The 25,698-nt window shown below is 63.6% G+C and carries 33 protein-coding genes; 11 read left to right on the top strand and 22 right to left on the bottom strand.

Annotated features, from left to right (window positions below):
• The first annotated feature begins 198 nt into the window (after positions 1-198).
• The gene (locus ACPPVP_RS06435) at positions 199-1,878 is read left to right on the top strand and encodes a methyl-accepting chemotaxis protein (protein WP_426532365.1); all 1,680 of its coding nucleotides are present in this window, start codon (positions 199-201) and stop codon (positions 1,876-1,878) included.
• A 163-nt stretch (positions 1,879-2,041) separates the two neighbouring features.
• Positions 2,042-2,830 (top strand): SDR family NAD(P)-dependent oxidoreductase, encoded by a 789-nt coding sequence (locus ACPPVP_RS06430; RefSeq protein WP_426532362.1) that lies wholly within the window; start codon positions 2,042-2,044, stop codon positions 2,828-2,830.
• 41 nt (positions 2,831-2,871) lie between these two features.
• On the opposite strand, the gene ACPPVP_RS06425 is transcribed toward ACPPVP_RS06430, so the two are convergent.
• The 3 genes from ACPPVP_RS06425 to ACPPVP_RS06415 are packed head-to-tail and all read right to left on the bottom strand — an operon-like array spanning position 2,872 to position 4,012.
• A complete protein-coding gene (locus tag ACPPVP_RS06425) occupies positions 2,872-3,084 on the bottom strand; it encodes an Arc family DNA-binding protein (protein WP_426532360.1) in 213 nt (70 codons plus the stop codon).
• Between the two features lie 6 nt (positions 3,085-3,090).
• The gene (locus tag ACPPVP_RS06420) at positions 3,091-3,447 is read right to left on the bottom strand and encodes a hypothetical protein (protein WP_426532358.1); all 357 of its coding nucleotides are present in this window, start codon (positions 3,445-3,447) and stop codon (positions 3,091-3,093) included.
• Positions 3,419-4,012 carry an SPFH domain-containing protein gene (locus ACPPVP_RS06415; RefSeq protein ID WP_426532356.1) on the bottom strand — a complete coding sequence of 198 codons (594 nt, stop codon included), beginning with the start codon at positions 4,010-4,012 and terminating at the stop codon, positions 3,419-3,421. Before ACPPVP_RS06415 ends, ACPPVP_RS06420 begins: the two co-directional genes overlap by 29 nt.
• A 267-nt stretch (positions 4,013-4,279) precedes the next feature.
• Between ACPPVP_RS06415 and ACPPVP_RS06410 the strand changes: the two genes are divergently transcribed.
• Both ACPPVP_RS06410 and ACPPVP_RS06405 read left to right on the top strand, forming a co-directional pair.
• Positions 4,280-4,570: a hypothetical protein gene (locus tag ACPPVP_RS06410; protein WP_426532354.1), complete on the top strand. Its 291-nt coding sequence runs from the start codon at positions 4,280-4,282 to the stop codon at positions 4,568-4,570.
• A gap of 120 nt (positions 4,571-4,690) precedes the next feature.
• Positions 4,691-4,993, top strand: a complete 303-nt coding sequence (locus tag ACPPVP_RS06405) for a hypothetical protein (protein ID WP_426532352.1) — start codon at positions 4,691-4,693, stop codon at positions 4,991-4,993.
• Positions 4,994-4,996: 3 nt separating this feature from the next.
• Here ACPPVP_RS06405 and ACPPVP_RS06400 read toward each other — a convergent pair whose 3' ends face one another.
• Together ACPPVP_RS06400 and cobS are read right to left on the bottom strand one after the other, a co-directional pair.
• Positions 4,997-5,563, bottom strand: coding sequence for a histidine phosphatase family protein (locus ACPPVP_RS06400; RefSeq protein WP_426532350.1), 567 nt, complete (start codon positions 5,561-5,563; stop codon positions 4,997-4,999).
• Between the two features lie 16 nt (positions 5,564-5,579).
• A complete protein-coding gene (gene cobS, locus ACPPVP_RS06395) occupies positions 5,580-6,338 on the bottom strand; it encodes an adenosylcobinamide-GDP ribazoletransferase (RefSeq protein WP_426532348.1) in 759 nt (252 codons plus the stop codon).
• A gap of 74 nt (positions 6,339-6,412) precedes the next feature.
• Between cobS and cobT the strand changes: the two genes are divergently transcribed.
• From cobT to ACPPVP_RS06375, 4 genes are all read left to right on the top strand, one after another.
• Positions 6,413-7,429 carry a nicotinate-nucleotide--dimethylbenzimidazole phosphoribosyltransferase gene (gene cobT, locus ACPPVP_RS06390; RefSeq protein WP_426532346.1) on the top strand — a complete coding sequence of 339 codons (1,017 nt, stop codon included), beginning with the start codon at positions 6,413-6,415 and terminating at the stop codon, positions 7,427-7,429.
• Positions 7,430-7,613: 184 nt separating this feature from the next.
• On the top strand, positions 7,614-9,347 hold the full coding sequence (ybaL, locus tag ACPPVP_RS06385; RefSeq protein WP_426532344.1) for a YbaL family putative K(+) efflux transporter: 1,734 nt from the start codon (positions 7,614-7,616) through the stop codon (positions 9,345-9,347).
• A 142-nt stretch (positions 9,348-9,489) separates the two neighbouring features.
• Complete coding sequence (locus ACPPVP_RS06380; protein ID WP_426532342.1) at positions 9,490-9,759, top strand: hypothetical protein; 270 nt, start codon at positions 9,490-9,492, stop codon at positions 9,757-9,759.
• 233 nt (positions 9,760-9,992) lie between these two features.
• Positions 9,993-10,430, top strand: a complete 438-nt coding sequence (locus tag ACPPVP_RS06375) for a hypothetical protein (protein WP_426532340.1) — start codon at positions 9,993-9,995, stop codon at positions 10,428-10,430.
• 103 nt (positions 10,431-10,533) lie between these two features.
• Here the strand turns inward: ACPPVP_RS06375 and ACPPVP_RS06370 are convergent, their stop codons facing one another.
• The 7 genes from ACPPVP_RS06370 to ACPPVP_RS06340 form a co-directional block, all read right to left on the bottom strand.
• Positions 10,534-10,947, bottom strand: a complete 414-nt coding sequence (locus ACPPVP_RS06370; protein ID WP_426532338.1) for a VOC family protein — start codon at positions 10,945-10,947, stop codon at positions 10,534-10,536.
• Between the two features lie 37 nt (positions 10,948-10,984).
• Positions 10,985-11,521, bottom strand: coding sequence for an SRPBCC family protein (locus tag ACPPVP_RS06365; protein ID WP_426532336.1), 537 nt, complete (start codon positions 11,519-11,521; stop codon positions 10,985-10,987).
• A gap of 29 nt (positions 11,522-11,550) precedes the next feature.
• The gene (locus ACPPVP_RS06360) at positions 11,551-11,964 is read right to left on the bottom strand and encodes a DoxX family protein (protein ID WP_426532334.1); all 414 of its coding nucleotides are present in this window, start codon (positions 11,962-11,964) and stop codon (positions 11,551-11,553) included.
• Between the two features lie 244 nt (positions 11,965-12,208).
• Positions 12,209-13,480, bottom strand: coding sequence for an RNA polymerase sigma factor (locus ACPPVP_RS06355; RefSeq protein WP_426532332.1), 1,272 nt, complete (start codon positions 13,478-13,480; stop codon positions 12,209-12,211).
• The gene (locus ACPPVP_RS06350) at positions 13,477-13,845 is read right to left on the bottom strand and encodes a YciI family protein (protein ID WP_426532330.1); all 369 of its coding nucleotides are present in this window, start codon (positions 13,843-13,845) and stop codon (positions 13,477-13,479) included. Before ACPPVP_RS06350 ends, ACPPVP_RS06355 begins: the two co-directional genes overlap by 4 nt.
• Positions 13,846-13,934: 89 nt before the next feature.
• Positions 13,935-14,147 (bottom strand): hypothetical protein, encoded by a 213-nt coding sequence (locus ACPPVP_RS06345; protein WP_426532328.1) that lies wholly within the window; start codon positions 14,145-14,147, stop codon positions 13,935-13,937.
• Positions 14,144-14,317, bottom strand: coding sequence for a hypothetical protein (locus tag ACPPVP_RS06340; RefSeq protein ID WP_426532326.1), 174 nt, complete (start codon positions 14,315-14,317; stop codon positions 14,144-14,146). Before ACPPVP_RS06340 ends, ACPPVP_RS06345 begins: the two co-directional genes overlap by 4 nt.
• A 110-nt stretch (positions 14,318-14,427) precedes the next feature.
• Here ACPPVP_RS06340 and ACPPVP_RS06335 point away from each other — a divergent pair, with 110 nt between their 5' ends.
• A complete protein-coding gene (locus ACPPVP_RS06335) occupies positions 14,428-15,393 on the top strand; it encodes a 2-hydroxyacid dehydrogenase (protein ID WP_426537697.1) in 966 nt (321 codons plus the stop codon).
• Here ACPPVP_RS06335 and ACPPVP_RS06330 read toward each other — a convergent pair.
• Positions 15,390-16,772 carry an MFS transporter gene (locus ACPPVP_RS06330; RefSeq protein ID WP_426532324.1) on the bottom strand — a complete coding sequence of 461 codons (1,383 nt, stop codon included), beginning with the start codon at positions 16,770-16,772 and terminating at the stop codon, positions 15,390-15,392. The two genes, ACPPVP_RS06335 and ACPPVP_RS06330, sit on opposite strands and share 4 nt — an antisense overlap.
• A complete protein-coding gene (locus ACPPVP_RS06325) occupies positions 16,769-17,791 on the bottom strand; it encodes an MBL fold metallo-hydrolase (RefSeq protein ID WP_426532322.1) in 1,023 nt (340 codons plus the stop codon). The genes ACPPVP_RS06330 and ACPPVP_RS06325 overlap by 4 nt, the downstream gene beginning before the upstream one ends.
• A gap of 247 nt (positions 17,792-18,038) precedes the next feature.
• Between ACPPVP_RS06325 and ACPPVP_RS06320 the strand changes: the two genes are divergently transcribed.
• Positions 18,039-19,301, top strand: a complete 1,263-nt coding sequence (locus tag ACPPVP_RS06320) for an MFS transporter (RefSeq protein WP_426532320.1) — start codon at positions 18,039-18,041, stop codon at positions 19,299-19,301.
• Positions 19,302-19,523: 222 nt separating this feature from the next.
• Here ACPPVP_RS06320 and ACPPVP_RS06315 read toward each other — a convergent pair whose 3' ends face one another.
• Positions 19,524-20,183: a TetR/AcrR family transcriptional regulator gene (locus ACPPVP_RS06315; protein ID WP_426532318.1), complete on the bottom strand. Its 660-nt coding sequence runs from the start codon at positions 20,181-20,183 to the stop codon at positions 19,524-19,526.
• Between the two features lie 106 nt (positions 20,184-20,289).
• Between ACPPVP_RS06315 and ACPPVP_RS06310 the strand changes: the two genes are divergently transcribed.
• On the top strand, positions 20,290-20,934 hold the full coding sequence (locus ACPPVP_RS06310; RefSeq protein WP_426532316.1) for a glutathione binding-like protein: 645 nt from the start codon (positions 20,290-20,292) through the stop codon (positions 20,932-20,934).
• Positions 20,935-21,088: 154 nt separating this feature from the next.
• Here the strand turns inward: ACPPVP_RS06310 and ACPPVP_RS06305 are convergent, their stop codons facing one another.
• From ACPPVP_RS06305 to ACPPVP_RS06275, 7 genes are all read right to left on the bottom strand, one after another.
• A complete protein-coding gene (locus ACPPVP_RS06305; RefSeq protein WP_426532314.1) occupies positions 21,089-21,655 on the bottom strand; it encodes a TetR/AcrR family transcriptional regulator in 567 nt (188 codons plus the stop codon).
• Positions 21,656-21,659: 4 nt separating this feature from the next.
• Positions 21,660-22,127 carry a DUF1348 family protein gene (locus tag ACPPVP_RS06300; RefSeq protein WP_426532312.1) on the bottom strand — a complete coding sequence of 156 codons (468 nt, stop codon included), beginning with the start codon at positions 22,125-22,127 and terminating at the stop codon, positions 21,660-21,662.
• Between the two features lie 68 nt (positions 22,128-22,195).
• Complete coding sequence (ybgC, locus tag ACPPVP_RS06295) at positions 22,196-22,651, bottom strand: tol-pal system-associated acyl-CoA thioesterase (protein WP_426532310.1); 456 nt, start codon at positions 22,649-22,651, stop codon at positions 22,196-22,198.
• A 76-nt stretch (positions 22,652-22,727) separates the two neighbouring features.
• Positions 22,728-23,639, bottom strand: a complete 912-nt coding sequence (locus tag ACPPVP_RS06290) for a metallophosphoesterase (protein WP_426532308.1) — start codon at positions 23,637-23,639, stop codon at positions 22,728-22,730.
• Between the two features lie 155 nt (positions 23,640-23,794).
• Positions 23,795-24,211 (bottom strand): NUDIX hydrolase, encoded by a 417-nt coding sequence (locus ACPPVP_RS06285; RefSeq protein WP_426532306.1) that lies wholly within the window; start codon positions 24,209-24,211, stop codon positions 23,795-23,797.
• A gap of 2 nt (positions 24,212-24,213) precedes the next feature.
• On the bottom strand, positions 24,214-25,260 hold the full coding sequence (gene ruvB / locus ACPPVP_RS06280; protein ID WP_426532304.1) for a Holliday junction branch migration DNA helicase RuvB: 1,047 nt from the start codon (positions 25,258-25,260) through the stop codon (positions 24,214-24,216).
• The gene (locus ACPPVP_RS06275; protein ID WP_426532302.1) at positions 25,257-25,676 is read right to left on the bottom strand and encodes a cytidine deaminase; all 420 of its coding nucleotides are present in this window, start codon (positions 25,674-25,676) and stop codon (positions 25,257-25,259) included. Before ACPPVP_RS06275 ends, ruvB begins: the two co-directional genes overlap by 4 nt.
• Between the last annotated feature and the right edge of the window lie 22 nt (positions 25,677-25,698).

Genomic DNA, 25,698 nt, shown 5'->3' with positions numbered 1-25,698 from the left:
GCGCTCGCACAGCGCGTGACGCGGCGCAAATACATCTTGTAAGTCTATGTTTTTGCAATGTTATCCGTCATTCTACGGATAACATCATTAGCGCATTGTTCTCTCCTTTGGATCAAATGTTTCATTCTGGGCGACGAGGCTCAAACCCGCATTTGATCAGAGCCTCGATATTTCACACGGCTTTGAACGGGGTTACTCGTGTTTCAATTTCTCAAGAATTCGTCTTCAGACAAGGCGCTGGCCGATGCGCTCGGCCGCTCGCAGGCGGTGATCGAGTTCGGCATGGATGGCACCATCCTCACCGCCAACGACAATTTCCTCAAAGCCCTCGGCTACTCGCTCGGCGAAATCCAGGGCAAGCATCACAGCATGTTCGTCGATCCGTCGGAGCGCGACAGCGCGGCCTATCGCGACTTCTGGGCTGCGCTCAAGCGCGGCGAATACCAGGCCGCCGAATACAAGCGGATCGGCAAGGGCGGCAAGGAGGTCTGGATCCAGGCAACCTACAACCCGGTGCTCGACGCCAGCGGCAAGCCGGTCAAGGTCGTGAAGTTTGCGACCGACATTACCGCACGCAAGATCAAGAGCATGGAGGACGCCGGTCAGATCGTGGCGATCGGCCGCGCGCAAGCGGTCATTGCGTTCGAAATGGATGGCACCATCGTCACCGCCAATGAAAACTTCCTGCGGGCGATGGGCTACACGCTCGGCGAAATCCAGGGCAAGCATCACGGCATGTTCGTCGAGCAGGCCGAACGCGACAGCGCGGCCTATCGCGAGTTCTGGGCGCGCCTCAACCGCGGCGAAAACCAGTCGGCCGAATACAAGCGGATCGGCAAGGGGGGCAAGGAAGTCTGGATCCTCGCCTCCTATAACCCGGTCCTCGACGAGAAGGGCAAGCCGTTCCGGGTGGTGAAATTCGCCACCGACGTCACCAGCCAGAAGCTTTCGACCGCCGACCTCGCTGGACAGATCTCAGCGATCGGCAAATCACAGGCCGTGATCGAATTCAATATGGATGGCACCATCATCGGCGCCAACCAGAACTTCCTCAAGACGGTCGGTTATGCGCTGGACGAGATCCGCGGCCGGCACCACAGCATGTTCGTCGATCCGGCCGAGCGCGAGAGCGCGGCCTACCGCGAATTCTGGGCGGCGCTCAACCGCGGCGAATACCAGGCCGCCGAATACAAGCGGATCGGCAAGAACGGCAAGGAAGTCTGGATCCAGGCGTCCTACAATCCGATCCTCGATCTCAACGGCAAGCCGTTCAAGGTCGTCAAATACGCCACCGACACCACCGCGCAGGTGCTGGTGCGCATGGGCAATGAGCGCGTGCGCGGCATGATGGAATCGGTTGCCGCCGGCGCTGAGGAACTGAACGCCTCGGTTCGGGAAATCTCCGAAGCCATGACCAAGTCGCGCGACACCGCAACGACCGCGGTCGGGCGGGTCGAAGCCGCCGACGCCCAGGCCAAGCGCCTGAACGAAGCGGCGCAGGCCATGAGCGGCATCGTCGAACTGATCGGCAACATCACCGGCCAGATCAACCTTCTGGCGCTGAACGCGACGATCGAATCGGCGCGTGCCGGCGAGGCCGGGCGCGGCTTTGCCGTGGTGGCGTCCGAGGTCAAGAACCTCGCCACCCAGGCCAAGCAGGCGACCGACAAGATCGGGCAGGAGATCAGCAATCTCAACGGCATCTCCGGCGACGTCGTGAGCGCGCTCGACAGCATCAAGCAGGCGATCCAGGGCGTCAGCGAATATGTCACGGCGACCGCGGCCGCGGTCGAGGAACAGAGCACCGTCACCAGCGAGATGTCATCGAGCATGCAGCGCGCCGCCGCGGAAGCCAAGGCGATCGCGCAGCGCGCGTAGCGCCGCCACGGGATCGATCCGATACGGGATAAACTCCCGTATCGGATTTTTCGCACGCCGGCTGCCCGGGGCCGCGTCGAATTCCGCATCATTGTCACCGGGACACGGCACAGGGCTTGGGTTATAGGAGCGGGAAATCTTTCTCTCGCCAACGGACCCGCCCATGCCCCCCTCCCCGCAAAAGATCGCTCTCGTCACCGGCGCCGCGCGCGGCATCGGGCTTGCGACGGCCAAACGGTTTCTCGCCGAGGGCTGGCGGGTGGCGCTGCTCGACATCGAGAGCGAGTTGCTTCACGGCGCGGTCGCCGGCCTCGCCGATCCCGACAACACGCTGGAACTGCATTGCGACGTCTCCGATGCCAAGGCGGTGGCGAACGCCATGGCGGCGGTGAGCGCGCGCTTCGGCCGGCTCGACGCGCTGATCAACAATGCCGGCATCGCGGTGTTCGCGCCCTTGCTCGACACCTCGGATGAGGATTGGAGCCGCATCCTGCAGGTCAACCTCACCGGGCCGTTTATCTGCACCAAGGCGGCCGCGCCGCTGATGCGCGAACATGGCGGCGGCGCGATCGTCAACATCACCTCGATCTCGGCGGTGCGCGCCTCGACGCTGCGCTCGGCCTACGGCACCAGCAAGGCCGGGCTCGCGCATCTCACGAAACAGCTCGCGGTCGAACTGGCCTCGCTCGGCATTCGCGTCAACGCCGTGGCGCCCGGCCCGGTCGAGACCGCGATGGCCAAACAAGTGCACACGCCGGAAATCCGTGCGGACTATCACGACGCCATTCCGCTGAATCGTTATGGCCTCGAGGAGGAACTGGCGGAAGCGATCTTCTTCCTGTGCAGCGATCGTTCCAGCTACATCACCGGGCAGATCCTCGCCGTCGACGGCGGTTTTGATGCCGCCGGCATCGGCCTTCCGACGCTGCGCGGCGCGCGGCGAAACGGATAGAGCGCGGGCTCATAAGCGCGTGAGACGACGCCGCGTTGGCGTCATTTGCTGGACTTGCCTTCGCCATCCTTGTCCGCGGGTTTGATTCGAATGCCGCGCCGCGCCAGTGCTTCCCGAAGAAGAATCTCGATTTCGGCGTTGACGCTCCGCAAGTCCGCCGCGGCGCAACGCTTTACCGCCTCGAGAATCGCTTTCTCAGCCCGGAGCGGAAATGGAATGCGTTCCGGTCCGGGCGGCCGACCTCGTTGATTCATGATCGCTCACGAGTACAAGGTGCCAGTATTGATCACCGGCGTGACCTCCCTGTCGCCAACCAGGACAACCAGCAGGTTGGAGATCATTGCCGCCTTGCGTTCCGGATCGAGGGCGTCGGCGAGTTTTTTCCTGTCGAGTTCGTCGAGCGCGTCTTCGACGATGCTGACCGCGCCTCTCACGATCATGCGCCGGGCGGCGACCACGGCACTGGCCGCCTGCTTCCGAAGCATGGCGCCGGCGATCTCGGACGAATAGGCGAGGTGAGAGATTCGTGCTTCAAGCACCGAGACACCGATCGGCTCCATGCGTGCCCGGATCTCCTGCAGCAAGGCTTCAATGACGGCGTCGCCACCGTCGCGCAAACTCACCGTCGACACCGGTGCGCGGTCGCGGCCGGGATTCCCTGCTCCGCTTGCCGGAGGTTCGCCCTGCCTCTCCGCTTCCTCGGTCTCGACCTGATCGTAAGGGTGCACGCTCACCATCCGTCGCAGGGGCGGTTTCGCTCTGTGCCTTCACGTAACCGGCGTAGGACGCGACCTCCAGAAGCGCCTTTGCAGCATCCTCCACACGCCAGACGATGACCGCACCAATATCGATCGGGTTACCGACGGCATCATTGACCTTGAGTGGACCACTCTCCAGCGTCTCCAGACGGCGCGAGACTATTTTCTTGGAATTGAAAGGATTGACCCACCAAAAGCCAGGCCGGTGTTCAGTGCCGACGTAACTTCCAAACAATAGACAGACAAGGCTCTCGTTCGGCTGAAGCACGGCGAGCCCCATGAAGACGCCGGCGGCAATGGCGATGGCGATGATAATCGGCGACAGACCAATCCAGGCTCGAACGAGAGAGCCGTTGCGGGGGTCGAATTCGATATAGGCGAGCCAACAACAAATCGCGATCGAGGCCAGGCCAATCGCAAGCATCACATACCCGTTGACGGCATCGAGTTCCTTGTCGGCGAACGCGCCGCGAACTGGCGGGGCCGAAATGATCGTGGCTGACAAAACAGACCTCCGTCCACTAATTTTAGATATTATTATGATATCAAATAATCGAGCGCCGTCAAGCCGTCTTTCGCTGGCGCAGCGTGACCTTCTCGTCTCAAACGCTTAGGTTGTGCCGGGCGGCGATGGTCCGGCGCCCTGCCCGTACCAAAAAACTTCACACTGGATCCTCGGGAGTGACGTGTCATGTCGGGAATGCTCATCAACCTGATCATCCAGATCGTCAGCGGCGCCATCGGCGGCAATGTCGCAGGCGGCGCGGCCAAGAACATCGATCTCGGCACGCTTGGAAATACCCTCGCGGGCGCCATCGGCGGCGGTGCCGGAGGCCAGCTTCTCGGCATGCTGCTTCCGCTGCTGGCCAATAGCGCATCGACGCCCGATATCGGCAGCATCGTCGGGCAGATCGCCGGTGGCGGCGTCGCCGGTGCGGTTCTCACCGCGATCGTCGGCGCCATCAAGAACAGGACGGCCTAAGCGGTCTGCGATCGGGCGCCTGCATAATTGGCAGCGGACATCTGCAGAAACAGCATTTGTCCGCCGGCGCCTGCGACTGTATAAGTCGGCAGCTTCTTCTCATGACTTGAAGAGGCTCTTATGAACGACTTGCATACGTGGCTTTCGCAACAGCACCACGGCTTGCGGACCTTCCGCACCTTTCAGCAAAAACTGGACGATCTCGGCAACGGCGACCCCGGGCAGCGCGCCATGTGCCGGCTGCTGACGGGTATCGTCGGCAGCTACATTGATGCCTTCGACGAGGAACCTTTGCCCGTCGCGGTCGCGGACCGCGCCTACCGACGTTTGCTCGATGCGGTGGCCGGCCTGGATTTTGACGGAAATGCCGACCGGCGGCTCGCCGATATCAACCGTGTTGCCGCACTGGATTTGCGTCATTAATCCTTAGCGCGTATTCACCGCAACGACGCGCCAGCCGTTCTCCAGCCGATCGACACGCGTCAGCGACAGCGGATCGATCACGAAACGCAGCGCGTTGTCGGGCGCAAGATCGAGCGCGATGGCGAGCACGGCGCGGATGGTGCCGGAATGCACGACGAGGATCGCCTCGCCCGCGGGCAGCAACGCGAGCCCGGCACTGGCGCGCGCGATCTGGTCGACGAAACTTTCACCGCCGGGCGGCCGGTTGCTGGCGGCCGATTTCCAGAATTCACGATAGGCCGGGCCGAGTTCGTGTTCGAGTTCGTTGTGGCGCCGTCCGGTCCACGCACCAAAATCCTGTTCGCGAAAGGCGGCCTGTTCGACCGTAACGAGCCCCAGTCTCTCGGCGGTCTCCCGCGTGCGGCGCGCCGGGCTGCACACCGCCAACGCGCCTCTCGGAAGTCTCGCCTTCAGCGCGGCGAAGGCTGCGGCATCGCCGAGATCGGCCGGCGCGTCGGGTCCGTGAATCACCCCACGCGGCCCGTCGACCGGCGCGTGGCGGATCAGCCAGAGATTTGTCGGGGCGTTCATGGCTGCGCCAGCCGTTTCATGGCTGCGCCAGCCTTGCGGCGAGCAGGACAAGGATCGCGGTCTCGGCGACCTGTTCGGCGCCGCCGAGCACGTCGCCGGTCTGGCCGCCGATCTGCCGCAGCGCCAGCCACGCAATCCCGAGTCCGCTCAACCCCGCCAGCACCGCCGCGAACAACGCGTTGCTCCATGACAGCGACAACAGCGCGATCAGCAGCGCCAGCCCGCCGGCAACGGTCGCCGTCGCCGCATCGGGCTGGCCGGCATTGCGCGCCAAGCCATCCTTGCGCGTATAAGGGAGGTTCAACGACATCGCGGGCAAGACGCCGCGCCCCAGCGCGTGCGCGGCGATCAGGCTCGGGATGACATAGCCGTCGGGGATTGCCGCCAGCGCCGACAGTTTCGCGGCAAAACTCACCAACAGAATCATGGCGCCATAGGTACCGAGCCGGCTGTCGCGCATGATCTCAAGTTTCGATTCGAGCGTACGGCCGCCGCCGAATCCGTCGGCAACGTCGGCAAGGCCGTCCTCATGCAGCGCGCCGGTCAGGATCGCGCTCGCGCCCAGCGCCAGCGCTGCGGCGGCCAGATCGGGCACGCCGACGAATCGCAAGCCGAGACACAGCAATCCCACGATGGCGCCGATCAGCGCGCCGACCACCGGAAACATCCGGTGCGCGCGCACGAAATTCTGCGGCATCGCCCCGTCAGGATGCGGCATCGGCAGCCGCGTCAGGAACGCAACCGCGGTTTTGAAGTCGTCGAACCATTCATTCATGGCGGTGTCCGGAGAATCGCTTTAGCGTGCCAACGCTCGCTTGCCTGCTTCAAAAGAACGACTAAGAGAATCGCATGCAGTTCTCCAGTCTAGACGACATCCGCGCCTTCTGTCGCGACCTGCCCGGAGGGGACCGGCGATTCGCTGATATGGCCGCGCGGCGGCAGCAGAATCTGACAAAGCCGCCAGGCAGCCTCGGCCGTCTCGAAGAGATCGCGATCTGGCTGGCGCAATGGCAGGGCCGCGAGATGCCACGGCTGGAGCGGGTCACCATCGCCGTGTTCGCCGGCAATCACGGCGTCGCTTCGCGCGGCGTCTCGGCCTATCCGCCGGCCGTCACCGGGCAGATGGTGGCGAATTTTGCCGGAGGCGGCGCGGCCATCAACCAGATCGCAAAGACCGCCGGCGCCGAGCTTCGCGTTGTGCCGATCGAACTCGACCGGCCGACACGCGATTTCACCGAAGCCCCGGCGATGAGCGTGGACGAATATCTCGAAGCGGTCGACGCCGGATATCGCACCGTGCCCGGCGATTGCGATCTGCTCGCGATCGGCGAGATGGGCATCGCGAACACGACGGCGGCGGCAACGCTGTGCGCGGCTCTGCTTGGCGGCGGCGCGGCGCGCTGGGCCGGCCGCGGCACCGGCGTCGATGATGACGGGCTGGCGCGCAAGCGCGCGGTGATCGAGGCCGCGTTGAATTTCCATCGCAATATTCTGGGCGACCCGTTGGCGGTGGCGGCAGCACTCGGCGGCCGCGAACTCGCGGCGATCGCCGGCGCCGTGCTCGCCGCACGGCGGCATAACATCCCCGTGCTGCTCGACGGTTTCGTGGCGACATCGTCAGTGCTGCCGCTCGCGCGCCTCGGTGCCGGCGCGCTCGATCATTGTCGCGCCGGGCACGTCTCGGCCGAAGCCGGCCACCGCGATCTGTTGCGTGAACTGAAACTGGTTCCGCTGCTCGACCTCGACATGCGGCTTGGCGAAGCGTCAGGCGCGGGGGTTGCGATCCTGCTGGCGCGCGCCGCGCTCGCCTGCCACGCCGGGATGGCAACATTCACCGAAGCCGGAGTCTCCAGCACGGACGCTTGACGAAATCCAATCAAGGACTCGTCAACGCGGAACCACAGCCTGATTGACGCAGGGAATGCGAGGCAGTTTGCGCACAAAAGTGCTGCCGCTTGATCATTGAGCATCCTCCCGCCTCACTTGGTCGCAGGGCTTCGAAGCGCGGCCATGGCAAAGTGCGGGGAATTGGAACCGCACGGAATCAGGAATGCAGCACGATACGCCTCTCATCGCCACCATCGTCGCCGGCCTCGGACTCGCATTTGTGTTTGGCGCAGTTGCCCAGCGCCTTCGAATTCCACCACTCGTTGGCTACCTCCTGGCGGGTGTCGTGGTCGGCCCCTTTACGCCGGGCTACGTCGCAGATCAGGGACTGGCGACCGAATTGGCCGAGATAGGCGTCATTCTATTGATGTTTGGCGTTGGGCTTCATTTTTCCCTCAACGATCTTCTGTCTGTGCGCGCGATAGCGCTGCCCGGTGCCGTCGTTCAAATCATTGTCGCCAGCCTGATGGGACTGGGTCTCGCGCTGTTGATGGGATGGACCATCGGCGCCGGTCTCGTCTTTGGACTTGCCTTGTCGGTCGCAAGCACCGTGGTGCTGCTCCGGGCCATGCAGGAGCGCCGGCTGATGGAGACGGAGCGAGGCCGCATAGCCGTCGGCTGGTTGATCGTGGAAGACCTCGCAATGGTGCTCGCGCTCGTCCTGCTTCCGGCCTTGGCTGGCGTGCAGGGCGCGAACAGCAATAACCTCATCGCGGACCCCCTGGCGTCCTGGCTCGGGATGGGCCTTGGCGGAGTGCTGGCGCTCACCGTTGCAAAAGTCGGCGTTTTCGTTGGCATCATGCTGATTGTGGGACGGCGTGTCATTCCCTGGATACTTCATTACATCGCCCACACCGGCTCACGGGAGTTGTTCCGCCTCGCCGTTCTGGCAATCGCCCTCACGGTGGCATTCGGATCGGCGAAGCTGTTCGGCGTTTCCCTCGCACTCGGCGCGTTTTTCGCCGGAATGATTCTCAGCGAAAGTGCACTAAGCCAACGCGCGGCCCACGAAACATTGCCATTGCGCGATGCCTTTGCCGTGCTGTTCTTTGTCTCGGTGGGCATGTTGTTCGATCCGGCGAGCGTATTGCGCGAGCCGTGGCCGTTGCTCGCCACGCTCTTCATCATCATCGTCGGAAAATCGGTGGCCGCGTTCCTGATTGTGCTCGCCTTTCGCCATCCGGTCGGAACGGCCTTAACAATCTCGGCCAGCCTCGCCCAGATCGGGGAATTCTCGTTCATTCTGGCTGAACTTGGCGTGAAGCTGAACCTGCTGCCGACGGCAGGACGCGACCTCATTCTGGCCGGCGCAATCCTCTCGATCATGCTCAATCCGCTGATCTTCGCCGCGGTCGATTGGTTGTCCCGACGCCTTGAGCGACTGCCCGATCGCGGCTCCGACGCAACGGCAGCACAGGTTACCACGCCCGCGAAATTATCCGCCGCGCCCGAGGCTACGCGTTTGACAGGTCATACAATACTTGTCGGCCATGGCCGCGTCGGCAGCATTGTTGCGGATGCCTTGAACAAGAGCAGTCAGCCGTTCCTCATTATCGAGGATGCGGACAATGTCATTGCAAAGCTGCGCGAGGGTAACTTCGAGACCATCGTTGGGAATGCCGCACGTTCCGATGTCCTGAAATCCGCCAATCTCGGCGGCGCGCGATATCTGCTGATTGCCATACCGGAAGCATTTGAAGCAGGGCAGATCGTGCAGCAGGCTCGCGCCGCCAATCCGGGAATCCAGATTATCGCGCGTGCTCATTCAGATGCCGAAGTCGAGCATCTGAGGTCGCTCGGCGCCAACCTCATCATCATGGGGGAGCGCGAGATTGCGCTCGGAATAATTCATAACCTGTTCGAGTGGCAGGCGCGCAGCCCGGTGTTACAAGCCTAGTCGTTCGCATCATTCGTCGAAGCCGGCCGTGATGCGTCGAAACATCGCGTAGCTTGCCGTGGGTGGCGAATATCAAAGCAAAATACGCAATGCTAAATTAGTGGCAGGCCAAGGGGGTGAAGATCGGACGAGAGGATGTCCCATGTTGCCGGCAAGAGCACCTCAATCGCTTCGCGTTATCGAGGCATTTGACCTCATTGCGCCTGATGGGAAAATTCACCGGTTTCCCAAACTCACGCCGCTGCAGCGCGCTGCCGCGTGGCTTCACTCTCTTGCGGAACCGGCAATACTGATGGCCGTCGTGCTGGGCCTTATCTACGCAGCTGGAGTGTTGGGCAGAGAGTATGGAGAACTCGCATCCGATCCCTGCAAGATTGGTTTCCTGCTCTGGGCTCGGCAGTTCGTCGCCTGAGGGCTGCTGTCACCGCGCTGCTCTCCTGCTGCTTCCGCTCCTTGCGACCAAGTGAGCGCGATCGGGCCATTGTGCGTGGCCTGCTCCTTGCCCATTGCGTCTTGGCCCATTACCTCATCTTCACTGCTGCGCGGCAAGCGACTGGGTCTCCGGCGCGGAGGATTGACGAAACCTTGCCACATATCTCAGTGTAACTGGGCCGAAGGGCAGTTCGTCTGACGAAGGAGCCGTGCATGCGAATGGCGGTCATCAACCTGGTCGTTGCCGCCGCCGCGCTGTTCGCGGCGATCCTGCCTGCGCGGGCCGAGATTCGCATTCTGGCGAGCCCGGGCGGACAGGTCGGACCGTTTCTCGAACTGTTCGACCGGGTGCGCCAATCCGGCGAGCGGGTGGTGATCGACGGGCCGTGCCTGTCGGCCTGCACGCTGGTGCTGATGATGGTGCCGGAGGAGCGGATCTGCGTGACCCGTCGCGCGGTGCTGGGATTTCACGCCGCGCGTTCGATCGACCGCCGCGGCCGGATGTATGCGGAGCCGGAGGCCTCGCGCGATGTGGAGGCAGCCTATCCGGCACCGGTGCGGGAATGGATCGCTCGCCGCGGCGGATTGACGTCGCGGCTATTGCTGTTGCGCGGGCGGGAGCTCGCCGCGATCTATCCGCGGTGCAGGTGAGATGTTGTAGGGTGGGCAAAGGCGCACTTCGCGCCGTGCCCACCATCTTCGCTACGGCAAGCATGGTGGGCACGCTGTCGCTTTGCCCACCCTACGTTTGAACTCACATATCTTCCTTCGGGCAATTCACCATCCAGGGAATGCCGAACTTGTCGACGCACATGCCGAAGCCGTTGGAGAAGAAGGTCTTGCTGAACGGCATCCGCACCGTGCCGCCCTCGGCGAGCGCGTTGAAGCGGCGCTCGGCATCGGCGGGATCCTCGACCGCAAGCGCGACGGAAAAGCCCTGCGGCGGATGGTAATCGCCGGGTGTGGCGTCGGAGGCCATCAGCACCTCGCCGTCGATGGTGATGCGCGAGTGCATGATCTTGGTCTTCCAGTCCGCCGGGACCGGCATATCGGGGGGCCCGTCGCCATACGGCATCGTCGCCTCGATCTGCGCACCCAGCACCTTTTGATAGTACTTCAGCGCTTCCGCGCAATTGCCGTTGTAGAACAGATAGGGATTGACCTGCATCGCTGGCTCCTTGGGTAACTGGAATTGGAGTGAAGGGTTATTTCTCGGTGATCGTCTTCAGATTGGCGAGACCGGCTTCGAAATCCTTTCCGATCATGTTGTCCAGATTCATGAAGATTTGGATCAGTCTGGTCACGAAGCGTGCGGGACCATGCATCACCCATGTAACATGGGTGCCATCGCCCTGCGGCAGCATTGTGAATTCGGCGGTGTTGTGGCCCTCGAACGGCGTGAAGAAATCGAGCTTGATGACGACCTTCTGCGACGGGGAGGCTTCGAGAATCTCCATGCGGCCGGAACCGACATTCTTGTCGCCCTCCCAGGCATAGACCGCGCCCTTGCCGCGCTCCGCACCGCCATAGGTGCGCTTCATCGCCGGATCCTTCCGCTCGTAGGGCGACCAGGTCAGCCACTGATGAAAGTCTGATATCAGCGGAAAGATCCGTTCCGGCGGCGCCTTGATGCTGACCGAGCGCTGCACGCGCAGCGTATCCGGCTTGGTCGCGGCGAGAATGAGAACAGCGGCGATGGCAATCGCCAAAATGACGGCGATGACGACAAGGACTTCAAGCATGTCTGGCTCCCACAAAAGGTTGCTGCTGATCAACGGCGAAACGGGATCAAGGTTTGCAAATTCCGGTCGCGCAGCCACAGTCCGCCCCACACCATCAGGCCGAGATAAAGCCCGAACAAGGTGTGCGTGAATAGAGGACTGCCGATCCGCACATGCGAGGCCATGGCGCCGCCGAGATAGCCGGTGAGCAGGATCGCGCCGAGGATCGAAGTCGGCGGAATCGAATAGAGCACGGTGCAGACGATGGTGATGAGGCCGAGGCTCCGCGCCATCGTTTCACTCGAACCATAGCCCATTCGGTCCATGGTCTCGGTGACGATCGGCCACGGCACCAGCTTGATGGCGCCGTCGATCATCAGGAACACGATGACGAGGCCAGAGAGGATGCGGCCGGTCCAGCGTGCGAATTTAGAGGCCGGAAGGGTCTCGGCGATGACGGTCATGATGCGCTCCGTGTCGTCTTTGAATGGCTGCTCGTTTTCAAGACGAACGAAGTGGGCGGAAGCCGACAGCGGGGAGCGAAATTTTCGATGACGCGATTCTTCCCTTCTCCCCTTGTGGGAGAAGGTGGATCGAATGAGCGTCAGCTCATTCGAGACGGATGAGGGGTCTGTGTCCGCGGAGAGAACCCCTCATCCGGCGCGCTTCGCACGCCACCTTCTCCCACAGGGGGAGAAGGAAGGGAAACTACTTCCCCGCTTTTTTACCGCGTGGTTGGCTGTCGCGCTGCAGGCGGTCGAGGTGCATGCGGATGTGGGCGGCTTCGGCCGAGGTGTTCGCCAGCGCGATGGCGCGGTCGAAGGCGGTGCGGGCTTCGTCATTGCGGCCGAGCTGCATCAGGAAGGCGCCGCGCACGCCGAAGAAGTGAAAATAGTTCGACAGCCGTTGCGCCAGCGGCTCGATCATGTCGAGCCCAGCCTGTGGTCCCTTCACCTTGGAGACGGCAACGGCGCGGTTCAGCGTCACCACCGGCGACGGCTGCATGATCTCGAGCGCGCCATAGAGCAGGTCGATCTGGGTCCAGTCGGTATCCGCAGGGGTTTCGGCGCGGGCATGCAGCGCGGCGATCGCGGCCTGAACCTGATAGGGCCCGCTGCGGCGATGACGCATCGCCTTGTCGATCAGCGCCAGCCCCTCGGCAATGAGGGACTTGTTCCATTTGGAACGATCCTGGTCGTCGAGCAGGATCACCACGCCATCGGCGTCGAAGCGGGCCGCAGCCCGCGCATGCTGGATCAGCAGCAGCGCGGTCAGCCCCATGATCTCGGGTTCGCTCTGGAACAGCCGCAGCAACAGCCGCGCCAGGCGAATCGCCTCCTCGCACAAGGGGCTGCGAATCTCGGCGGTATCGCCCGAGGCCGAATAGCCCTCATTAAAAATCAGATAGATCATGGCGGCGACGGAGGTGAGCCGTTCGGAGCGCTCCACCGCACCCGGCGTCTCGAACGGCACGCTGGCGTCGGCGACCTTTGCCTTTGCCCGCGTGATACGCTGCTCCATCGCGGCTTCCGAAACCAGGAAGGCGCGCGCGATCTGCTTGACCGTCAGGCCTGAGACGATGCGCAGCGCGAGCGCGATCTGCTGGGTCGCCGGCAGGTCCGGATGGCAGCAGATGAACAGCAGCCGCAAAATGTCGTCGCGGTAATGCGAGCCGTCGAGCCGCTCGGCAAGCTGCTCCTCGGCGTCATCGAGGTCGGAAATCGCCTCGTCCTCGGGCAACGCCTCCTGCTTCTTGCTCCGCCGGATATCGTCGATCGCGACATTGCGGCCGACCATGATCAGCCACGCCGCGGGATCGCGCGGCGGGCCGTTCTGCGGCCAGCTCTTCAGCGCACGGAGACAGGCGTTCTGGAACGCCTCCTCGGCGGTGTCGAGATTGCGGAAATAGCGCAGCAACGCACCTACCGCCTGGGGGCGAGCCGAGGTCAGCGCGCCATCGATCCAGGCGGTATCGGTCACGGCTTGACGCCTCCGGGCGTGAAATGACCGACGGGGCGGATTTCATAAGCGCCGCCGGGATTGGCCTTGCCGAGATCGCGCGCGACGTCCAGCGCCTCGTCGAGGTTCTTGCAATCGACGACATAGAAGCCGAGCAGCTGTTCCTTGGTTTCGGCAAACGGGCCGTCCAGCACCAGCGGCGGATCTTCCTTGCGCAGCGTGGTCGCCGCCGTTGTCGGCAACAGCCGGGCGACCGGGCCGAGCCGGCCTTGTTTGGTGAGCTTGTCCTGCACGACGGAAAGCTTTTGCATGACCGCAGCGTCCTGTTCCTTGGTCCAGGAGCCGACGGCGTCTTCGTCGTGATAGCAAAGAATGGCGTAAAGCATGAGGACTGGCATCTCCGTTGTCATAATGACGAACGATTATGCCTGCTGCCGACAGGTGGGTGGAATAAATTTTGAAGTGTTCCGCGTGGTCAGGGACCGATGATCGGAGGCGGTGGCGGATTGAAATGTCGGAAGGTGTGGACGACCGCCTTGGAACAAAGGCCGCACACGGCGAGGACCAGAAAGATGATCTTCATCCTTGTCCTGAACGTCTCGAGCCTGATGCCGGTGCCACGGTGACGGTTTCGCCAGCAAAGCGCCAGCGAAACCACCACCGCCGCGATGATCGAAGCCAGTATCACCTGGAGATGCCATACTGCGCGGCGATCCGGAGTGCCTTTTCCTCGTCGGTCTCGCGGCGAGTGTTCGACCGGGAGGCCTCGTTGGCGGCCAGCACCAGATCGCGGCTTTCGTCGGCCTGTGCGGAGACTGAGGCAAGAGCTGAAGCGGCAATCAAAAGCAATTTGCGCATCCGAGGCCTCCCTTGTTGAATGAAAGCAGGATAGAGAGGCGGCTCGATCGATTATGTGACGGGTGTCACGCTGCGGCGCGCTGCGAAAAGGAACGGCCGAGGGAATGACAGTGAACAAAGGGGCGCTCGCCATCCTGGTGCATGGCGGGACTGACAACTGGTCGTCACAGCGCTGGAAAGGCCGGTTCGAGGGCGTCTGCCCGGACCGCGCCGTGCGGCTGCTGCCGGATGCCTCGCTAGATCCGGCCGAGGTGCATTACGCCGCGGTGTGGAAGCCGCAGCCGGGCGAGCTTGCCGCCTTCCCCAATCTGCGCGTCATCTTCAATCTGGGCGCCGGTGTCGATGCGCTGATGGCGGACCGCTCCCTGCCCGACGTGCCGCTGGTGCGCGTGGCCGTCACCGACCTCACCGTGCGGATGACGGAATACGTCGTGCTGCATGTGCTGATGCACCACCGGCAGGAACTTTACCTGCGGGAGTCGCAGCGCGCCAGGCGCTGGGCGCCGAAATTGCAATGGGCGGCGGGCGCGATCTCGGTCGGCGTCATGGGGCTGGGCGCGCTGGGGGCCGACGCGGCCGACGCGCTCAAGCGCCTCGGCTTTCGCGTCGCCGGCTGGAGCCGCAGCCCGAAGACGATCGACGGCATCGATTGCTTTCACGGCGAGGCGCAGTTCGACGCGTTCCTGCGGCGCACCGACATCCTGGTCTGCCTGCTGCCGCTGACGCCGGAGACACGCCATGTTCTTAACCGCGCGCTGTTTGAGAAACTGAATCGCAGCAGTCCGCTCGGCGCGCCGGTGCTGATCAATGCCGGCCGCGGCGGCCTGCAGAACGAAGCCGACATTCTGCAAAGCCTGGACGACGGCACGCTGGGCGGCGCCTCGCTCGACGTCTACGCCACCGAGCCGCTGCCCGTGGACAGCGCATTCTGGACCCACCCAAAGATGGTGCTGACCCCGCACAACGCCGCCGATACCGATGCCGACGAAATATCGAAATACGTGGCGGAGCAGATCGCACGCTTCGAGGCCGGCGGCGGGCTGGAGAATGTGGTGGACCGCGGACGGGGATATTAGGAGGCTACAGTCCTACTGGATGAAAATGCCAATAGTCCCGCGGCGACAAACGCGAGCAAAGCTGCAAGCTGGAAGGTCTGTTGGAAGGCTTCAAGGAAGCTGTGGTCCTGTTGCAGGATTTCGAACAGCATCAGCACAATCGAAGCGGCGGTCACCGTGCCCAGCGTTCGCGTCAAAAGGACTAGACTGCCGGCGACGCCGCGATCTCTGAGCGGCAGCGCGGCCGTGACGATATCCGAATAGGCAAGCTGGAACAGGCCGAGGCCGACGCCCTGCACCACGAGCCCGGCGACCCGCAAGGCGGTCGGGGTTTCTTCTGTCCACGCGCTAATAAGAACGAGACCGGCGCCGATCGTTACGATACCCAATATCGCCATCCGCTCGGCTGAAATGGTTCGCCCGACGAGACGGCCGGCGATCGGCGCGGCCAGCACCGCCCCCGCCGCGGCCGCGGCCAGGATCGCGCCGTTCCAGGCCAGCGCATAGCCGGGGACGCGCGCCAGAAAATAGGGCACCAGCAGCCAGACCGAGAAGGCCGCGAGATTGGCCAGCACGCTGACGAGGTTGAGCAACGCAAAACCCGGTAGCCTGAGAATTTTGACAGCGATGATCGGATGCGCCGCGCGCGACTCGCGGACGGCAAAGGCGGCGAAAGCCGCGACGGACAGAAGTGCAAACCAGACGGCGGAAAATTCGCGAAGGCGGTTGAGCGCCAACAGCATCGTCACGAGGCCCAAAATCAGCGCGATGCCGCCCACTATGTCAAGGCGATCGCCTGCCCGGTGCGGCAACGATACCGGCAGGCCGCGCAACAGCAGCAACGCCGCGACCGCGATGGGAATTCGGAACCAGAACACCGCAGGCCAGTTCCAGATCGCCGTCAAGGCACCGCCGAGCAGCGGACCCAGCATCAATCCGAACGCCATCATCATGGTGTAGACGCCGAGCGCCCGGCTGCGCCGTTCCTCGCCATAGAGCGATGTCACCAGCGCCACGCCGCAGCTCAGCACCAGCGCCGCGCCGACGCCCTGCAGGCAGCGAAACACCAGCATCGCGCCGTAGCTGGGCGAACAGCCGACGAGCAGCAGCGCCGCCGCGCTCCAGACCAGGCCGATCCGGAAAACGATCGCATGACCGACGGTGTCGCCGACCCGCCCGAGCGCCAGCAACAGGCTGGCATAGGTCAGCACGTAGCAAATGACGACCCACTGGATGTCGGCGATGGCGAGATCGAACCCGCGGGTGATGGACGGGAAGGCGATATTTACCGATGTATCGAGTTGCGCCGTGGCCGTGCCCAGCCCGATCATGGCGACCTGCCAGCCTTTGGAGCGAAACAGGCCGACCGGCGCCTTGGGAAGATCAGGTTGGGTAATCACGCCGGCGCAAACGTGATCGCGCCATCGGCGTCGACATCGCGCGTCAGCCGCTCGAGCGAGGCCAGCATGTTCAGATGCGCGAGCGACTCGCCGAACGCCTGGCGTGGATTGGCATACAGGACTCGCGGGAACACCTCCTGGGCAATCACAAATGCACTGGTCTTACCCGTGATGACGGAGGCCACGTCGTCGAGCCGTGCCTGATGGTGCTCGCGCAGTTGCGCGATGCGGTCATGAAGCCCGCGAAACGGCAGGCCGTGCGACGGCAGCACCAGTATATCCGGAGGCAGCGTCTCGAGCCGCGCCAGCGAATCCAGATATTCCTTCATGGGATTGGCCTCCGGCTGCGCTGCCGGCGTGATCACCGAGGGCGTCATGTGCGATAGCACCTGATCGCCCGCGATCAGGATCTTGTCGCGTTCGCAATAGAACAGCGCGTGTTCGACCGAATGGCCACCGGCGGTGATCACGCGCCACTCACGCTTTCCCATCGTCACAACATCGCCGTCACGGATGCGAATGAATTCGCGCGGCGGCCGCAGGCCGAGATATTTTGAGGGACGCTGGGCACCCATGATTCTCGCTGCATCATCATCGGAGGCGCCATTGCGTTTCATAAAGGTGGCAAATTGCTCGTCCGGCCCCTCCTCGCGCTCATGCCACACCTTCCACGCGTTGAGCCATTCGGCCAACGGCAGACGCACCGTGGCTTTCGTTTCCTTCACAAAAAAGCTTGCAAGGCCGAAATGATCGAGATGCGCATGCGTGAAGACGAGGTTCTGCAGGGGACGGCTGCGCAGCAATCCGCGCCATAGCTTGTCCCACAGCTCGAACGTGTCGTCGGTGTTGAAGCCGCAATCGACCATCGTCCAGCCCGGGCCGTTGTCGAGCAGCCAACAATTGACGTGATTGGGCGCATTCGGCATCGGCAGCCTCACCCAGAACAACCCGGGCAGGACATCCGTTAACTCGCCATAGGCCGGCGGGCGCTGGACCGTGAATTTGAGATCATCGGCCATCGCTGTCCCCCGTCCTGCTTTTTCATGCTTTTGGGCCGGCATTCCGGCGCGAACATCATGGCGAACTTACGCGATTTGAGCGACCCATCAACGCCGGAGAGAGTGTTATGCCTTTCACGCAGGCCTAGGCAGCAAAAATATTCCTCTTTTTCCTTGAGCCGCAGACATTTTTCCTCGACAACGTCATGCGCCGCCCGACGCACCCTGCATCGCGCGACATCCCGAGAGCGATTGGGCAAGAACAACAATGGATGCGCTGAATCCAGAATCCGGGCTTAAGCCGGAAGCCGATCCGGAACCGGGGCTGGACCGGCGCACCCGCCGCAATCTCCTGCTGCTCACCTGCTGCCAGGCCGTCGGCCAATCCTGCAACACCATGATGTTTGCGGCGACGGGACTGTCCGTCATCACCTTCTATCATCGTCCCGAGTTCGCCAACCTGCCGGTCACGATGCAGCATCTCGGCGTGATGATCTGGGTGTTTCCGGCAGCGCTGCTGATGCAACGCATCGGCCGGAGCATCGGCTTCCGCGTCGGCTCGCTGTTCGGCATGGCGGGCGCCACCGTCATGTGCATCGGGCTGTACACCGCCAACTTCCTCGTCATGTGCGGCGGCGGACTGATCCTCGGCTACGCGGTCGCTTGCCTGCAGATGTACCGCTTCGCCGCGGCGGAACTGGTGCCAATACAATATCGCGCCAAGGCGATTTCATGGGTAACCGCCGGCGGCGTCGCCGCCGCCGTGATCGGGCCCAGCCTCGTGCGCGTGACGCACAATCTGACGATGCCGCTTTACGTCGCCACCTACGCCGCCATTCTCGTCCTGCACGTCATCGTTTTTACGATCATGTCTTTCATCAGCTTCCCATCGGTCACGCCGGCGGCTTCGACCCCGAGCGCGGCCGAAATTGCCGTGCCGCCGCGGCCGCTGCTCGAGATTGCGAGCCAGCCGCGCTTCATCGCATCAGCGATGGCCGGCATGCTGGCGTTCGGCACGATGTCCTTCATCATGAGCGCGTCGCCGCTGGCCATCGTCGCCTGCGGATTTCCGCATGCGGCAGCCCATTGGGTCATCTTCATGCATGTGCTGGGCATGTTCGTGCCATCGTTCTTCACCGGCAACCTGATCAACCGGTTCGGCGCCACGACGGTGATGGCCTGCGGCGTTGCGCTGATGCTGACAGGCGTGGTCGCGGCGCTGTCAGGCCTGACCGAATGGAATTTCCGGATTGCGCTGACCGTCAACGGCGTCGGCTGGAATTTTCTGTTCGTCGGCGCCACCACGCTGGTGACGACGTGCTACCGTCCGAACGAGCGCGGCAAGACCCAGGCCCTCAACGACCTCCTGGTGTTCAGCACCACCGCCACGTCGAGTTTCATGGCGGGCTTTTTGCAGGATCGGTGGGGTTGGCAGCCGCTCAACTGGTTTTCGGTGCTGCTGATGCTCGCCGCCGCGGGCGCTGTCTTGTGGCTTCGTAATCAGCGCCCGACATTGAGTGCAGCGCACTAGATAATTTTGTTGAGCGAAGAAACCGGAAACCGACACGGGCCACGAAAAGATCGTCGTCCCTGCGAACGCAGGGACCCATACGCCGCGGCCGGTATGACGGGCACACTGCGCGATAACTTCGCTTCAACAAGCAACAGCGGCAATTGGCAGAGCGTCTGCGACCGCACCCCATTGAGAGATCACGCGGTATGGGTCCCTGCGTTCGCAGGGACGACACAGACGTTATTTTGCCGCCCCCAGCATCACATCGAGCGCGCCCTTGACGATCGCCTCCAATTCCTTGCGCGGCGTCTGGGCGCGGGCGCGAATGGCGATGGTGTGGATGGTGGCGGAGGCGAGCTGGGCCAGCACGACGGGATCGGCGCTCTCGGGCAATTCGCCCTTCTCTTTGGCCACCCGGAAACAGGCCGCAAAGGCCCTGTCGAGTTCGACAAAACCTTCGAGCACCATGGCGCGGATATCGGGATCGTGTACCGCCTCGGAGGCCGCGGTCATCACCGTGAAGCAGCCGCGCGGACCGGATTCGCCGGACAGATAGATATCGAGCGCCACCGCATAGATCCGTTCCAGGCGCTTTCGGACCGGCAGCTCGTTGCGGAAGATGTCGCCCATCGCGTTACGCGCGTCGTCGCGATAGCGGCGGTAGCTCTTGATAAACAGCTCGCGCTTGTCGCCGAACGCGCCGTAGAGGCTTGGCCGGTTCATGCCGGTGGCGGCGGAGAGATCGTCGAGCGACGTCGCGGCGAAGCCATCCTTGCGGAACAGGTCGAGCGCCTTGCCCAGCGCCACTTCCGGCTCATAGGCGCGCGGCCGGCCCCGGCGCTTGGGCGCCACGGGATCGTCGATCTTCGTCACGGGCGGCTTTTTACTTTTTTGTACCATTTCGCAAAAAATTCCTTGACCGCGTTTATATTATGCGGAACAGTATAAAAATCAATCCCGCCCGCCCAAGGCCGGCCCGATTGATCAACCGCCAAGGAGGCAACCCATGGATCTGTATTTCTCGCCGCTCGCCTGCTCGCTGGCGACACGGATTGCGCTGTATGAAGCCGGCGCTGAGGCCAACTATCTCGAAGTCGATCCCAAGACAAAGGTGGTGCAGAAGGACGGCTCGGATTTTCGGGCCGTCAACCCGCTCGGCCTGGTGCCGACGCTGCGCACCGATGACGGCACCGTGCTGACGGAGAACGCGGCGATCCTGCAATATGTCGCCGACCGTTTTCCAAACGCCGGTATTTCCGCGGCCTCGGCCGAGGAGCGCAGCCGCCTGCATCAATGGCTGTGCTTCATCGGCACCGAACTGCACAAGGCGCTGTTCGTGCCGCTGCTCGACAAAACGGCGCCGCAGGACGCGAAGACCTATGCGCTGACCAAGAATCTGTCGCGGCTCGACTATCTCGAAAACTACCTAAAGGGCCGCGAATTCCTGCTCGATCACTTCAGCGTGGCGGATGCCTATCTCGTCACCATCATCAACTGGACGATGGCGACGCCGCCGATCGAGCTGGCGAAATGGCCGACCGTAAAAGCCTATTACGAGCGGCTGCGCACCCGCCCCAGCATCGCGAAGGCGGCCGCTGAGGAGTTCGAAATGTACAAGGCCGAACTCGCGCGACACAAGGCGGCGGCGTAAGCGCTAGTCTCTCAACACGTCGTCCCCGCGAACGCGGGGACCCATAGCCACCGGCGTTCGTGAGTAAGGGCAGTCGTCGCTCACCGCGAACAACTCGAAGGGCCGCGGCGTATGGGTCCCTGCTTTCGCAGGGACGACGTCGTTCTAGCCGCCGTCAGTCTGACGGCGCCAGCAACCGCGCCGTCAGATCGCTCAGCGCCCGGCGAAAGATCCCGGGATCGTTGCGCGCCCGGGCCAGCACCAGCGCGCCCTGAATGGTCAGCAGCGCATCTTCCGCGCGCCGCTGCGCCAGGCTCCCGCTCAATCCGGATCGCCGCAACAGCTGCGCCAGCGCGACCTGCCAGCGCGCAAAATAATCATCGACGGCTTCGGCAAACGTGTCCCGCGCAGAACTGAGTGCCACCAGCCCGACCAGACAGACGCGATCGCCGGAATGAAAATACTGGTCGACGCCCGCAATCATCGCGGCGATCGCGCGCGCGGGATCGGAGGCGTCGCGCAACGGCGCGTAGATGTTGAGTTCGAACCAGCCGTCGATGTCGGCCAGCACCTCGGCAGCCATCTGCTCCTTGCCTCCGGGGAAGAGGTGATAAAGGCTGCCTTTGCCGAGCCCGGTGGCCTCCGTAATCAGCGTCAGCGAAGCGCCCTCGTAGCCATGCGTGCGGAACACCTCACCGAGCGCGCGCAACACTTCCCTGCGCTCGACGCCCTTCTTCAGCATCGCGTCACAGCGGGTTCTCGCCCAACCCCGCAACATCAGCCGGACGCGGCCCCGGGGCCCGCCAGTGGAAGCGGCGTTCGCTTTCCCTGATGGCGATATCGTTGATGCTGGCCTCGCGCCGCCGCATCAGGCCGTGTTCGTCGAACTCCCACTGCTCGTTGCCATATGAGCGATGCCACTGCCCGGCATCGTCGTGCCATTCATACTGGAAACGCACCGCGATGCGGTTCTGGTCGAACGCCCAGAGATCCTTGATCAGGCGATAGTCATGCTCCTTCACCCATTTGCGGGTGAGGAATGCGACGATCGCCTCGCGGCCTTGAAAGAATTCGGAGCGATTACGCCACTGACTGTCCTCGGTATAGGCCAGCGACACCTTGACCGGATCGCGCGAATTCCAGGCGTCTTCCGCCATGCGCGCCTTCTGGGCGGCGGTTTCGCGGGTGAAGGGCGGCAGCGGCGGACGTGACATGGCATTTCTCCGGGATTGGGGATAGCCGGAGATTGTACCGATCGGTACAAAGAGTCAATGCTTAAGAATCAATCCGGGCCCAGGTCGGCCTTCATCAGCAGCCGCAGCGATTTCGGGATCGGCTTCGCCCTGCCCTCACTGATGAAAGCGACGCGCACCTCGGCCTTGACCAGCACCTCATCACCGCGTCGCACCTCCTGCGCCAGCGTGATCGAAGCGCCCTTCACGGCGACGGGCCACGTCACCACATCGAGCACGTCGTCCATCCGCGCGGGGCGCATGAAGTCGAGATGCATCGAGCGCACCACGAAGGCAAAGCCCGGCATCTCCTCCTGCGCCTGTTCGAACAACGCATGCTGTGACGCGCCCATCAGCCGCAGATGGTTGGTGCGACCGCGCTCCATGAAGCGCAGGTAGTTGGCGTGATAGACGATGCCGGAAAAATCGGTGTCCTCGTAATAGACGCGGATCTGCATATGATGGCGGCCGTCGCGGATCTCGCCGTCGAGAATAGGTGATGTCACTTGCGGTTCCTGATCGCGCTGGAAAGCCTTGCTTTTGCGCAAAATCAGGCCGGCACGCAAGCGCAGCGAGGTGCCGCTACGCCACCGCCGGCCGCGGCGCGCCCAGCGTCACCAGCACGATTTCCGGGGGGATGCCGAGGCGGAACGGCATGATGCTGCAGCCGAGGCCGCCGGAGACCACGACGTCGCAATTCATCTTGATGTGGCCATAGGCGAGTTGCTGCCCGGACGGCGAGATCGGCGACCAGCCCAGCATCCGCACCTGGCCGCCATGGGTATGGCCGGAGAGCTGCAGCGCGACGCGCGAAGGCACGCGCCGCGCTATGTCGGGCTCGTGCGCCATCAGAACGACGGGGGCATCGTCGGTGACCTTCGCAAGCGTCGCGCCGAGGTCGTCGACGCCGATCCGCTTGAGTGGCCGGAAGCGGCGCGCCGGCACATAGGCGAGCTGGTCGCCGAGACCGGCGAGCCAGAACGAATGGCCGTTCTTGCTGAGTTTCCGGGCGTCGTTTTCGTAAACCGGGATTCCGACATTCTCCAGCGCGCGGCCGGCGGACGGCAATCCCTGCCCCTGGTGCTGCACTTCCTTGTCTTCCCACCAGTCGTGATTGCCAAGCACCGCATGCACGCCGAGCGGCGCCTTCAGGCCGGCAAGCACGGCCGCCCACTCGGCATCGGGAATGATGCGCGTCACCTTGCGATGCCCGGCCACATAGTCGCCGAGCATGACGACGATGTCAGGCTTGAGCGCGTTGGTGCGTTCGACGATCGCCTGGACATGATCGAGCGACATCCAGGGGTCGCAGGCGTGGAGATCGGCGATCGCGGCGATCCTGAGCTTGAGACCTGCCGGCCATTGCGGCGGTGAGATGTGGTACCGCGCGACGCGAAGCCGCAGGACCGGGGCAGAGAACCCGTAAGCCGTGGTTGAAACGCCGAGCGCGCCCAATCCACCTATGGCTTGCAGAAAATGACGGCGAGTTAACATGTGATCCAATCGTGATGCATCGCAAACATGGTGTTGGATTGAGCCCGAATTGCGGTGCGCTCGTGCAGATGGTCAGCAGAGCTCCAGCAGCTTCTCACCAGCGGTTCTGCCCCACCAGCGCATCTGCCCTTAGTGCAGGGTGGCGCTGATCCGGTTCAGGCGTTGCCCGCGACACTCGTCCGCGACGCCAGCGGCAACACATGGTCGCGGGTTAGCGGCGCCAGCGCGATGTCGGCGGGCGCCGCCGGATCGATCCACATCATTGCCTCGATCTCGGCTTGCGGCGCGATCTCGCCGGCCACGTCGACTTCGTAGAGCGCGGCGCGCACACGGAAGCCGGGCTCATTGGCCGAGATCGCGTCAAACTCGCCGAGAGACCGGATCGAATCCGGAACCAGACGGCAACCGAGTTCCTCGTCGATTTCGCGCGCCAACGCCGTGACGTCGTCCTCTCCGGAGTCGCGCTTGCCGCCCGGTTGCATGAACGCCGTCGTCCCGCGTTTGCGAACCAGCAGCACCCGGCCCGCGCCATCGCGGATCAGCGCGGCGACGATCTCGATCGTATCCGTCACGGTCACTCCTCCTCGGTTTGCCCGAACAGGCCGAACTGCGCCGGATCGCGCGCGGGCTCGGCGAGGCCGAGATGGCGGAAGGCGTGCGAGGTGAGCAGCCGGCCGCGCGGGGTGCGCTGCAGATATCCGCACTGGATCAGGAAGGGCTCGATGATGTCCTCGATGGCGTCACGCGGCTCCGACAGCGCTGCCGCCATGGTCTCGACGCCGACCGGCCCGCCACCGTAGTTGAGCGCGATCGTCGTGAGATAGCGCCGGTCCATGGCATCGAGGCCGGCGGCATCGACCTCCAGCGCGCTCAGCGCGTGGTCGGCGATGGCGCGGTCGACCGAGCTTGCGTCGGCGGCAGAGGCAAAGTCGCGCACCCTGCGGAGCAGACGACCGGCGATGCGCGGCGTGCCGCGGGCGCGGCGCGCGATCTCGTTGGCGCCGTCAGGCGTCATGCCGATATTGAGCACGCGGGCGCCGCGGGTGACGATCTTCTCCAGCTCTTCCTCGGTGTAGAAATTCAAGCGGATCGGAATGCCGAAACGGTCGCGCAGCGGATTGGTCAACAGGCCGGCACGCGTGGTAGCGCCGACGAGGGTGAATTTTGCCAGGTCGATCTTGACCGAGCGCGCCGCAGGACCCTCGCCGATAATGAGGTCGAGCTGAAAGTCCTCCATCGCAGGGTACAGCACTTCCTCGACCGCCGGACTGAGGCGATGGATTTCGTCGATGAACAGCACGTCGCGCTCTTCGAGATTGGTGAGCAGTGCCGCGAGATCGCCGGCCTTGGCGATGACGGGACCCGAAGTGGCGCGAAAGCCGACGCCGAGCTCGCGCGCCACGATCTGCGCCAGCGTGGTCTTGCCGAGGCCCGGGGGGCCCACGAACAGCACGTGATCCAGCGCCTCGTTACGCTTGCGCGCGGCCTCGATGAAGATCGAGAGGTTTTTCCGCGCCTGCGCCTGCCCGACGAACTCGGACAGTAATTGCGGACGCAGCGCGGTGTCGCCGACATCGTCGGAACGGCGCTCGGGGGTGACGATGCGGGAGGGCGTGTTCACTCGCTGCCCCGTTTATATTTGTTGGGCAGGAGTTCGCCGATGGTCACGACTTTCGGCGCTTTGCCGTTGTCGGGGACGATGACCCGCGCGCCGGCGTCATAGTCGTGGATCAGTTCGCGGCAGATGCCGCAGGGCGAAACCACCGCGATCTTGCCGGGCTCGCCGGGCTTGGGGTGACGCACGGCGACGATGGTTTCAATGCCGTGGTCGCCGGTTTCGGTGATGGCGCGGCCGATGGCGATCGCCTCGGCGCAGACCGCGATCCGGCCGATATAGGCGTCGATACTCACACCTGTCACAATCCGGTCATCGCGGGTGCGCATGGCGGCGCCGACCTCCTGCCAGTCGTAGCGATAGCGCAGCGTGATGGCTTCGATGGCGGCGGCGATCAGTTCCTCGTCCTTGTTGCTCAGCATGGTGGAGAATGCGTTCCTTTAG

Source organism: Bradyrhizobium sp. McL0615 (assembly GCF_049993905.1).
In the GTDB taxonomy this organism is placed as follows: Bacteria; Pseudomonadota; Alphaproteobacteria; order Rhizobiales; family Xanthobacteraceae; genus Bradyrhizobium.
This window is presented reverse-complemented; position numbering and strand designations above follow the sequence as displayed.